The sequence below is a fragment of the Mycobacterium sp. genome (assembly GCF_035697385.1).
Classification (GTDB): domain Bacteria; phylum Actinomycetota; class Actinomycetes; order Mycobacteriales; family Mycobacteriaceae; genus Mycobacterium.
In genome coordinates, this window is the sequence record NZ_DASSCY010000105.1 from 1 (window position 1) to 10,420 (window position 10,420).

The 10,420-nt window shown below is 66.2% G+C and carries 9 protein-coding genes and 1 pseudogene; 7 read left to right on the forward strand and 3 right to left on the reverse strand.

Annotated features, from left to right (window positions below):
• Positions 1–807, reverse strand: a complete 807-nt coding sequence (gene cmrA, locus VFH65_RS09365) for a mycolate reductase (RefSeq protein WP_353320900.1) — start codon at positions 805–807, stop codon at positions 1–3.
• A gap of 26 nt (positions 808–833) precedes the next feature.
• Here cmrA and VFH65_RS09370 point away from each other — a divergent pair, with 26 nt between their 5' ends.
• Positions 834–2,165, forward strand: coding sequence for an MFS transporter (locus VFH65_RS09370; RefSeq protein WP_353320901.1), 1,332 nt, complete (start codon positions 834–836; stop codon positions 2,163–2,165).
• On the opposite strand, the gene VFH65_RS09375 is transcribed toward VFH65_RS09370, so the two are convergent.
• Positions 2,162–2,938 (reverse strand): MmpS family transport accessory protein, encoded by a 777-nt coding sequence (locus VFH65_RS09375; protein ID WP_353320902.1) that lies wholly within the window; start codon positions 2,936–2,938, stop codon positions 2,162–2,164. The genes VFH65_RS09370 and VFH65_RS09375 overlap by 4 nt on opposite strands.
• Before the next feature lie 160 nt (positions 2,939–3,098).
• On the opposite strand from VFH65_RS09375, the pseudogene VFH65_RS09380 reads away from it, so the two are divergent.
• The 4 genes and pseudogenes from VFH65_RS09380 to VFH65_RS09395 all read left to right on the forward strand — a co-directional run.
• Positions 3,099–4,175: pseudogene (locus VFH65_RS09380) on the forward strand (carboxylate-amine ligase); the annotation flags it as partial.
• 248 nt (positions 4,176–4,423) lie between these two features.
• On the forward strand, positions 4,424–6,283 hold the full coding sequence (locus VFH65_RS09385) for an alpha/beta hydrolase family protein (protein WP_353320911.1): 1,860 nt from the start codon (positions 4,424–4,426) through the stop codon (positions 6,281–6,283).
• Between the two features lie 76 nt (positions 6,284–6,359).
• On the forward strand, positions 6,360–6,569 hold the full coding sequence (locus tag VFH65_RS09390) for a hypothetical protein (protein WP_353320904.1): 210 nt from the start codon (positions 6,360–6,362) through the stop codon (positions 6,567–6,569).
• 39 nt (positions 6,570–6,608) lie between these two features.
• Positions 6,609–6,764, forward strand: coding sequence for a hypothetical protein (locus VFH65_RS09395; protein WP_353320906.1), 156 nt, complete (start codon positions 6,609–6,611; stop codon positions 6,762–6,764).
• On the opposite strand, the gene VFH65_RS09400 is transcribed toward VFH65_RS09395, so the two are convergent.
• On the reverse strand, positions 6,761–7,399 hold the full coding sequence (locus VFH65_RS09400; RefSeq protein WP_353320913.1) for a TetR/AcrR family transcriptional regulator: 639 nt from the start codon (positions 7,397–7,399) through the stop codon (positions 6,761–6,763). The genes VFH65_RS09395 and VFH65_RS09400 overlap by 4 nt on opposite strands.
• A gap of 90 nt (positions 7,400–7,489) precedes the next feature.
• Here VFH65_RS09400 and VFH65_RS09405 point away from each other — a divergent pair, with 90 nt between their 5' ends.
• Both VFH65_RS09405 and VFH65_RS09410 read left to right on the forward strand, forming a co-directional pair.
• Positions 7,490–9,043 carry a carboxyl transferase domain-containing protein gene (locus tag VFH65_RS09405; RefSeq protein WP_353320908.1) on the forward strand — a complete coding sequence of 518 codons (1,554 nt, stop codon included), beginning with the start codon at positions 7,490–7,492 and terminating at the stop codon, positions 9,041–9,043.
• A gap of 23 nt (positions 9,044–9,066) precedes the next feature.
• A partial coding sequence (locus VFH65_RS09410; protein WP_353320910.1) for an acetyl-CoA carboxylase biotin carboxylase subunit occupies positions 9,067–10,420 on the forward strand: 1,354 nt, incomplete at its 3' end.

A 10,420-nucleotide genomic window follows, 5' to 3' on the forward strand; every position in this document is an offset into this window, starting at 1 on the left:
CTAGCCGCCGCCGAGTTTTTTGTAGACCGCGCCGACGATCGGGGTGACGATCGCGCGTGGGGCGTAGCCGGCGGCCACCGACATCGCCTTGGACGTCACCCCCGGCACCACGCGCATCTTGTTGCGCTCCAACGCATCCAGCGACAGCTTCGCGGTGTACTCGGTGGAGATCCACAGGAAGTCCGGTATGAGCTTCTCGACGAGCGACTGTTCGTGTTCCTCAGGCAGCGTTTCGCGCACCGGCCCTGGCGCCAACAGCGTGACGTGCACACCGGCGCGCTTGAGTTCGCCGCGTAACGACTCGCTGAACGTGTTGACGAACGCTTTGGTGGCCGCATAGGTGGCGTTGTTGGGGATCGGCGAATTACCGGCGGCCGAACCGGAGATCAGGATGCCGCCGGCCTTGCGCTCGACCATCCCGGGCAGCACCGCAAGCGCAAGATCGTGCACGCCAAGCACATTCAGCTGTACCTGAGCCTTCTCATCGGCGGGATCCAGGACGGCGACCGGACCGAACGTTGCGGTGCCCGCATTCGCGCACAGGATCGAGATGTTGCGGGAGGCCAGCTCGTCGCAGAGCTTGGTGCGTTCGGCCGGGTCGGCGAGATCGACGGGGCGCACCTCGACCGTCACCCCGTACTGCTGGGTGAGCCTGTCCGCCAGCGTTCTCAGCACGTCCTCTCGGCGGGCGGTGACGATCAGGTTGTGTCCGCGGGCGGCAAGCTCGGTGGCCAGCGCTTCGCCGATGTTCTGCGAGGCGCCGGTGACGACAGCACGGGCGTCTGCGCTGGGAGCGGGTACTGACATGGGCCGGACTATATCGTGGGCGGACCATGAGCGAGCCACCCGATTCAGGCATGCAGTCCGTGCGCACGGCGGGCCGGTCGCAGGTGCTCGCGTGGGCTTTGTGGGACTGCGGCTCAACCGGGGTCAGCGCGATCGTCGCCACCTTCGTTTTCCCGATCTACCTGACCAACACCGTCGGGGCGGGTCTGCCGGGCGACACCAGCCCGACGAGCTGGCTCGGGTGGGCGCTGGCCGCCGCGGGCGTCGTGGTCGCGGTGCTCGCACCCGTGACCGGGATCTGGGTGGACGCGCCATGGCGCCGGCGCCGGGTACTTGCCGCGCTCACCGGTCTCTCGGTCGTGCTGACAGCGGCGATGGCGGTGGTCCGCGACGATCATCGATACTTCTGGATCGGCCTGGTCTTGTTGGCCGCCACGGCCGCCTGCACCGAACTGGCCACCGTCCCTTACAACGCGATGCTGCGGCAGCTGTCCACTCCGCAGACTTCTGGCCGGGTCTCCGGATTCGGTTGGGGGATGGGGTATTGCGGCACGGTCGTGCTCCTGCTGCTCGTTTATCTCGGCTTCATGTCCGGCGACGGCGACAGCCGCGGCCTGTTGGGCATCGCGGTCGAGGACGGCCAGAACATCAGGGCGGCGATGCTGCTGACCGCGGTGTGGTTCGCGTTGTTCGCGCTTCCGGTGCTCATCGCGGTGCCAACGCAGACACCGGAACCGGGCGAGCGAGGGCAGCCCATCGGCCTCTTCAGCGCCTACCGCAAGCTGTGGTCAGAAGTCGTCGGCGAATGGCGTCGCGACCGCAACATCGTCTACTACCTGCTAGCCAGCGCCGTGTTCCGCGACGGTCTCGCGGGCATCTTCGCGTTCGGCGGGGTACTCGGCGTCAGCGTCTACGGCATCAGCGGGGCGAACGTCCTGCTGTTCGGCATGGCCGCCAGCGTGATCGCCGCCATCGGCGCAATGATCGGCGGACTGCTCGATGACCGGCTCGGCTCCAAGACGGTCATCGTCGGCTCACTGGCGGCGATGATCGCCGTTGGGCTCACGATGATGACGCTGTCCGGGCAGCTGGTGTTCTGGACCCTGGGCCTGATGCTCACCCTTTTCGTCGGCCCCGCGCAGTCGGCGGCGCGGACGCTGATGCTACGTATGTCCGCCGAGGGCAAAGAGGGCGTTGCGTTCGGCCTGTACACGACGACGGGCCGGGCCGTTTCGTTCCTTGCGCCGACGCTGTTCGCCACGTTCATCGCGTGGTTCGGCACCGACCGTGCCGGGATGGGGGGCCTGTGTTTGGTCCTCGCGGCCGGACTGGTGGCGATGCTCGCAGTGAAGGTGCCGCGACAGCAGACGGCGCGTTAACCCGTTGTGGTGCAAAAGGTTAGCGCCGAGCCGGTTTGTTGCTGGACCGGGACGCCATTGATCGTGATCGAACAGGTCACCTCGCGGCCGACGTTGATGATGCTGATACTGGCGGAGCCCTCGGCCGGTGCAGGCAGCTCGACCTCCTTGCTCCACGGCAGCATCACATTGAACTCCGTCTGCAGCACGCCGCCGGTGTCGACATAGGTGATGTTGATGGCCCGGCCGTCACCGGACACGTCGTACACCACGGTCTCCGTCTCGCCCGGCGCTGTCGGCTCGGTGGGCGCGGTGGTTGTCGGCAACGTCGGCAGCGGCAGCACCGGAACCGTGGGCGTGCGTGAGGTCGTGGGTGGCGAAGACGTTCTCGGCGTCGTGAAACTCGGCTCCGGCGGTGAAGGCAGCGGGGCGACGACGGTTTGCTGTCTGGAGCTGTTGACGATCACCAACGCAATAACCAGTCCCACCACGGCCAGGACCGCGATTGCAGCCAACACCCAAAGCCAACGAGGCGAATTCGGCTCCTCCGGCGGAGGCGGCTGCTGGGCGTCTCCGCCGGGCGGGTATGGGGCACCGTACTGGCCGGTCGCTCGCGGGTCGTAGCCATACGGCGAGTACGCAGGCAGCTGCTCGGTGGGATTCGGCGTGGCGGGGGGCTGGTAAGCCGAGCCGTACGGCGCTTGGCTCGCATACGCGGGGTCGGTGTATCCCGGGTAGCTGTCGCCAGGCGGTTGGGGAGGCTCGGTCCCGTCACGGCGTGGTGAATCGGTCATGCCCACCTCATGGCTGCAGGGTACCTGTGCAGCTCGTCGAAAGGCTTGATCGTCGCGGCGGCCTGCATCGGCGAAAGAGCTAGCTTCGGCGTTTACCACCGACAACTGCGGTTAACCCTGAGGTAATTGCGCGTCAATTCTCGTGGCGAATCGAGGCGTCATGCCGCGAACAATGGGTGTCGAGGAGGAATTTCACCTCGTCGACCTGAAGACCAGGCGGCTGACGGCTCGCGCGCCGGAGCTGCTGGGAATGCTTTCCGACAGCTATGTCGCCGAGTTGCAGCGCTGCGTGGTCGAAATGAACAGTTGCGTTGTCGACACCCTCGACGGGCTGCGCGCCGACCTGCAAAGGCACCGCAAGGAGCTCGTCGACGCCGCGGCCAGGCTGGGCATGGGTGTGGTGGCCGCCGGCGCGATGCCGCTGTCGGTGCCCGCTGAAATGCATGTCACGGAAACTGCTCGGTACCGGCAGATGCTCGTTGACTACCAGCTGCTGGCACGCGAACAGCTGATCTGCGGCACGCAGGTGCACGTCGGCGTTGCGGACCGCGACGAGTCGGTCGTGGTGGCCAGCCGGGTATCTGCGTACGTGCCGACCCTGCTGGCGCTGTCGGCCAGTTCGCCGTTCTGGTCCGACGGCTCCGACACCGGCTATTCCAGCGTGCGCACCTTGGTGTGGCAGCGCTGGCCGACGACGGGACTGGCCGCGCCCGTGTCCTCGGCCGCTGAATACGACGAACTCGTGGCCGACCTGGTGGCAAGCGGAGTGATCGCGGACGCCGGGATGGTGTATTTCGACGTCCGTCCGGCCGTCGCAGCGCCCACGCTGGAACTGCGGGTGTGCGACAGCTGCCCCTCGATGGACACCATCGTGCTGATCGCCGGGCTGTTCCGGGCTCTGGTCGATCGCGAGGTCCAGGGGCTCCGCGCAGGTGTGCCCGCGGTCGAGGTGTCGCCGCCGCTGGGCCGGGCCGCCTTGTGGCGGGCGGCCAGGTCCGGTCTGGAGGGTGAGCTGGTCGACGTTCACGGTCCAGTCAGCCGGCCCGCAGGCGACGTCCTCACCGAACTCGTGCGCTCGCTGCGTCCGCAGCTGGAGGCGGCAGGGGACTGGCACATGATCACCGAGCTCACCCGCCAGGCACTCACCGCAGGCACATCGGCTGCCCGTCAGCGCCGCGCGTTACGACGCCGCGGACACCTCACGGATGTCGTCGACCAACTCATCGCGGAAACCGCTGGCGCCCGGCCAGATGCGACGGTAGACGTAATTGATGACCCCCCAGTGCCTTTGGGACACCCACCCGACCGCGAATCCGGCCCAGCTGCCACGGCCAGCTATGACGAAGCCGTCGATCCCAGCGGGCGCTGACCCGGTCGAACGTGTGCACGCCGTGACGATCGCACGGGGGCTGGCGGCCATGTCGTTCGAGAGTATGCAAGGTTAGTTTCGTGGCAGAGCAGGTACGCCGGGTCTACGGCGCGTCGATGTCGCCTGACGCGACGGCGTTCGCGCACCTCGTCGACGACGGCGGTTACCCGCGGGCGGTGCAGCGATTTCTGCGCGGCTGGCGGGCCAGTTCGTCGCGTGACGTCGAACTCCCCGTCGAAGGCGCCGTCACCCGAGTCCTGCACTCCGCCGACGGCCATTGGCTGGCGTGCCAGGTTGCCCCTGAAGGCGGAACCCGCAACCAGATCTGGGTAGTGACAACCGATCCCGACGACAGAGACGCGCGCAGGATCGACTCTTGGCCTGACAGCGCCCTGGAAGGCACCGCCGAGCTGATCGCTTGGGACGGCACCCAGGTGGCGGCCATCCTCACCGGCGAGGACGGCGTCGGCAGCTCATGCCTGATCAATCCGGCCGACGGCACGACCGTCGTGCTGGACCGCCGCTCGAGCGGCCGGCTGGTCGACTCATGGGCGGGCGCAGCCCTGGTGCGGGTCGGGCCGCGCGGCTATCGCGACCTGATCATGCTGCACGGCCTGACCGAAATCGCCTTGCTGCCATATGATCCCGGCTCGACAACCGATATGGGGATCATTCTCGACGACCACCATCCGCGCCGACTGCGGGCAGGCGTCGAAGGGGAAACCTACGAGCTATACCACCCGGCCAAGATGTACGGACTCAGTAGCGCCGAAGGTTTTGTGCGTGCGCTGATCCGCAGCGAGAACGGGGCAGAGCACGCGCGGCTGCTGGAAGTCACCACCACCCCCGACGGCGTGTCGTATCAAGTGATCGCCGAGCGCGAAGGCTACGAACTCGACGAGTTCACCGTCAGCGACGACCTCTCGACGGTGGCGCTGCTGTGGAACCTTCACGGCGCGAGCGAGTTACAGATCCTCGAACTTGCCGACTATACGTTGCACGAGCCAATTCCGCTGCCAGGCATGGTTGCAAGCGAACTCAGTATCAGCGCGGGCGGATCGATGTTGGCGATGACCGTCGAAGGTCCATCGACGCCACCGACGGTCGAACTGGTCGACCCCCGGACTCGCGAATGGGAACCCGTCGACCGCGAACCCAGCACCGGGCCGGTCGCCTCGGACCCGACGCTGGAAACGGTCACCGCCCGCGACGGGCTGCAGTTCACCGGATGGCTGTTTCGCCCGCGCGCGGATACCGAACAGATCGGCGCGATGCTGTTCTTGCACGGCGGGCCGGAAGGTCAGGGACGCCCGGGATACAACGAGTTCTTTCCACCGCTGCTGGAGGCCGGCATCAGCGTCTTCCTCCCGAATGTGCGGGGCTCGGGGGGATTTGGCCGCTCGTTCATGCATGCCGACGACAAGGAACGCAGGTTCGCCGCGATCGATGACGTCGCCGACGCGGTGCGGTTTCTGGTGGACAACGATCTTGCGCCGGCTGACCGCATCGCCTGCTGCGGGTGGTCCTACGGCGGCTATCTGACACAGGCGGCGCTCAGTTTTCATCCCGAACTGTTCGCCGCGGGCATCAGCATCTGCGGCATGAGCGATCTGAACGCGTGGTACCGCAACACCGAACCGTGGATCGCTGCCGCGGCGTATCCCAAATACGGTCACCCGGTCAGCGATCGCGAACTGCTGGAGCAGTTGTCGCCGCTACAGCGAGCGCACGCACTGAGGGCTCCGCTGCTGCTTGTGCACGGAGCCAACGACACCAATGTTCCGCCCAGCGAATCACAGCAAATGTTTGAGGAATTGCGATCCCGCAACCACAGGGTCGAAATGCTGATGTTCGATGACGACGGGCACGAGATCGACAAGCGCGAGAATCGCGCGGTGCTGGTCAAGGCCATGTCCGAGTGGCTGATCGCGGCGTTCGACGCGAACGCGGACATCGTGACCGAATCGTCGCTGTAGCCACGTTTGGGGAAATTGTCTGCCGGGTAAACATCGCTGCGCGCCTGTTAGGGCGCCAAACGAATGGAGGCGCAGCATGAGAGGTGGCGGAATCCTCGGTGTCATTGTGCTCGTCTGGCTACTGATCGGCGTGGTAGCCGCCTATCAACGTGACTACTTCACGGGCGGCGAATCCAATTGCGCCACAGCGGGCAGCATCGCATTGACCGTGGTCGCCGGACCGCTCAACTACGCGGGTGTCAATCCAAAGGTGACCGAGTGCAATGTTCCGGAGCCCAGCCAGTAGCCCACTGGCACTTATTAATTCACGAGAATGGAGTAACCAATGATCGTCCTGGGTGCCATCTTGCTCATTCTTGGGCTGATATTCGGCATATCGATCCTGACCTACATCGGCATCGTTCTGATCGTCATCGGTGCCGTCTTCTGGATCCTGGGTGCCACGGGTCGCGCAGTCGGCGGCCGAAAAGTCTGGTATTAACGCCTAGCCCCGTATCCGGCCGAGGTCAGCGCGGCGACCGTCATTGCTCGTAGGACGGCGCGCGAGCTGGCCTCGGCCGCTCTTGTTGCGTTGGGCTGCACCGAATGTGGTGTCGAATTCAACAATCCGAACGTCGCGTGCGCCATCAACCTGGCGTCGCTTTCGTTGAGCGAGTCGTTGAGTTGCCGGAGGACGTCGACCCAGATCTCGACGTATTGCCGTTGCGCCTTGCGAACCTGGCGCTTCGCGGTCGGCGGGAGATAGCCGAGATCGCGGTCCTGAATCCGGATCAAGTCCGGTTCGCCAAGCGCGAAGTCCAAGTGGAAGTCGATCAGGCCGTCGAGCGCATCGGCGGGCTCGTCTGCTTGCGCGACGACGTCGGCGGCGCCGGCCAGTAGGCGGGTACTGATCCCGACGAGCAGCTCGACCAATAGTGCCTCTTTGTTGGGGAAGTGCCGGTATATCGCGGGGCCGCTGACCCCCGCGGCGGCGCCGATGTCCTCGAGCCGCACCGCGAGGAATCCGCGCTCGGCGACCAGCCGCTCGGCCGCGGCGATCAGCGCAGAGCGGCGGTCCGACTTGGCCCGGCTGCGCCGCGTGCTGGCGGGCATTGGCGCCGGAACGGTGCTCGACATCGGCGCCTCCCTCCAGATGGTGGACATTTCGGTTAATCGTGACTAACATACCATGAGTTAGTCACGATTAACTCAAACGAACGGGTCTGGATGACGGCACCGCCGGTAACCCACCGCGAGGCGCACCTCGAGCTGGTGAGTCAGCTTCGCGCGAAGCTCGCCGCCGCCGCACTCGGCGGTCCTGAACGTGCACGCGAGCGGCATGTCAGCCGCGGCAAGCTGCTGCCCCGTGATCGTGTCGACGGCCTACTCGACCCCGGCAGCCCCTTCCTGGAGCTCGCGCCGCTGGCCGCCGACGGCATGTACGACGACGAATGTCCGGGCGCGGGAATGATTGCGGGCATCGGCCGGGTCTCGGGACGCGAATGCGTGATCGTCGCCAACGACGCCACAGTGAAGGGCGGCACGTACTACCCGATCACCGTCAAGAAGCACCTGCGCGCCCAGGAGATCGCCGGGCAGAACCGGCTGCCGTGCATCTATCTGGTGGATTCCGGCGGCGCGTTCCTGCCGCGCCAGGACGAGGTGTTCCCCGACCACGACCACTTCGGCCGGATCTTCTATAACCAGGCCAACCTCAGCGCCGAAGGCATTCCCCAAATCGCCGCCGTACTCGGCTCCTGCACCGCGGGCGGTGCATACGTGCCTGCGATGAGCGACGAAGCCGTGATCGTGCGCAATCAGGGCACCATCTTCCTCGGCGGACCGCCGCTGGTGAAAGCCGCTACAGGCGAAGTCGTCACCGCGGAAGATCTTGGTGGTGGCGACCTCCATTCCAAAATCTCGGGCGTCACAGATCATTTGGCGCACGACGACCGCGATGCGCTGCGGATCGTCCGCCGCATCGTCGACACGCTCGGGCCACGCTTGCGGCCGCCGTGGGACGTATCGCCGACGGTTGATCCCGTTGCCGACCAGACCGAGCTATACGACGTCGTGCCGGTTGACCCGCGCGTGCCGTACGACGTCCACGAGGTGGTCAGCCGCATCGTCGACGGTGGCGAGTTCGCTGAATTCAAGGCCGATTACGGCAGCACGCTGGTGACCGGCTTCGCCCGAATTCACGGGCACCCGGTCGGCATCGTGGCGAATAACGGCGTGTTGTTCAGTGAATCCGCCCAGAAGGGCGCCCATTTCATCGAGCTGTGCGACAAGCGCCAGGTTCCGCTGCTGTTTCTGCAGAACATCGCCGGCTTCATGGTCGGCCGCGACTACGAGGCCGGCGGCATTGCCAAGCACGGTGCGAAGATGGTCACCGCCGTCGCCTGCGCGCGGGTGCCGAAGCTCACCGTGGTCATCGGCGGTTCCTATGGCGCGGGGAATTACTCCATGTGCGGGCGAGCGTACTCACCGCGCTTCCTGTGGATGTGGCCGAACGCGCGAATCTCGGTGATGGGCGGCGAACAGGCCGCCTCGGTGCTGGCCACCGTTCGCGGTGACATGACCGCCGAGCAGGAGGAGCAGTTCAAGGCGCCGATCCGGGAACAGTACGAAAGCCAGGGCAACCCGTACTATTCGACGGCGCGACTCTGGGACGACGGGGTCATCGATCCCGCCGACACCAGAACAGTTCTGGGACTGGCGCTTTCGATTGTCGGTCAAGCGCCGCTCGAGTCCATCTCCTACGGCGTCTTCCGGATGTGATTGCCATGCCGTCAAAGTCTTCTATGGGTTTCGATACCGTTTTGGTTGCCAACCGCGGCGAGATCGCCGTGCGGGTCATCCGCACGCTGCGGACGATGGGCATACGCTCGGTGGCGGTGTTCAGCGACGCCGACGCCGGCGCGCGTCATGTAGCCGAGGCCGATGTCGCGGTGCGCATCGGACCTGCGGCGGCCCGGCGCAGTTACCTCGACATCGACGCGGTCGTGGCAGCGGCACAGCGCACCGGGGCGCAGGCGGTCCATCCCGGATACGGATTCCTCTCGGAGAACGCGAAATTCGCCGCCGGTCTCGAGGCGGCCGGCATCGTCTTCATCGGACCGCCGGTCGGCGCGATCGAGACGATGGGCGACAAGATCGCAGCGAAGGCGGCGGTGTCGGCGTTCGACGTGCCGGTTGTGCCTGGGGTCTCGCGACCGGGTCTCACCGACGCGGATCTGATCGCCGGAGCCGACGAGGTCGGGTACCCGGTCCTGGTCAAGCCGTCGGCCGGTGGCGGCGGCAAGGGCATGCGGGTGGTGCATGAGCCGTCGGAGTTACCGGCGGCGCTGGCCGGCGCTCGCAGGGAGGCCGGTGCTGCGTTCGGCGATGACACCTTGTTCCTCGAACGATTTGTGTTGAACCCCCGCCACATTGAAGTGCAGGTGCTCGCCGATGGCTACGGCAACGTCGTGCACCTCGGCGAACGCGAATGCAGTCTGCAGCGCCGCCATCAGAAAGTCATCGAAGAGGCGCCGTCGCCATTGCTCGACGAATCGACCAGGGCCCGCATCGGCGCGGCGGCCTGCGACACGGCCCGCAGTGTGGACTACACCGGCGCAGGCACCGTGGAGTTCATCGTCTCCGCGGACCGTCCCGACGAGTTCTTCTTCATGGAGATGAACACCCGACTGCAGGTCGAGCACCCGGTGACCGAGATGGTCACCGGCGTCGACCTCGTCGAGCTGCAGGTACGGATCGCAGCGGGGGAGAAGCTGCCGCTCACGCAGGCCGATATCGCCATGAGCGGACACGCCATCGAAGCGCGCGTGTACGCCGAGGATCCGGCGCGCGGCTTCCTGCCCACCGGCGGTGAAGTCCTCGGCCTCGCCGAACCGCAGGGCAGGGGAGTGCGGGTGGATTCCGGACTGTCGCGTGGCACGGTGATCGGCAGCGAGTACGACCCGATGCTGGCCAAGGTCATCGCGCATGCCGACGACAGGCCCGCTGCACTACGTGCCCTCGACCGGGCGCTGGCCGACACCGCCGTTCTCGGTATCACCACCAACATCGAGTTCCTGCGCTTCCTGCTGACGGATCCCGATGTCGTTGCGGGCCGGCTGGATACCGGACTACTGGACCGTCGCACCTCCGATTTCG

What these genes read in the sequence shown, in the direction of transcription:
- cmrA (WP_353320900.1), bottom strand. Translation starts at nt 807, where the DNA reads ATGTCAGTACCCGCTCCCAGCGCAGACGCCCGTGCTGTCGTCACCGGC.
- VFH65_RS09370 (WP_353320901.1), top strand. Translation starts at nt 834, where the DNA reads ATGAGCGAGCCACCCGATTCAGGCATGCAGTCCGTGCGCACGGCGGGC.
- VFH65_RS09375 (WP_353320902.1), bottom strand. Translation starts at nt 2,938, where the DNA reads ATGACCGATTCACCACGCCGTGACGGGACCGAGCCTCCCCAACCGCCT.
- VFH65_RS09385 (WP_353320911.1), top strand. Translation starts at nt 4,424, where the DNA reads ATGTCGCCTGACGCGACGGCGTTCGCGCACCTCGTCGACGACGGCGGT.
- VFH65_RS09390 (WP_353320904.1), top strand. Translation starts at nt 6,360, where the DNA reads ATGAGAGGTGGCGGAATCCTCGGTGTCATTGTGCTCGTCTGGCTACTG.
- VFH65_RS09395 (WP_353320906.1), top strand. Translation starts at nt 6,609, where the DNA reads ATGATCGTCCTGGGTGCCATCTTGCTCATTCTTGGGCTGATATTCGGC.
- VFH65_RS09400 (WP_353320913.1), bottom strand. Translation starts at nt 7,399, where the DNA reads ATGTCGAGCACCGTTCCGGCGCCAATGCCCGCCAGCACGCGGCGCAGC.
- VFH65_RS09405 (WP_353320908.1), top strand. Translation starts at nt 7,490, where the DNA reads ATGACGGCACCGCCGGTAACCCACCGCGAGGCGCACCTCGAGCTGGTG.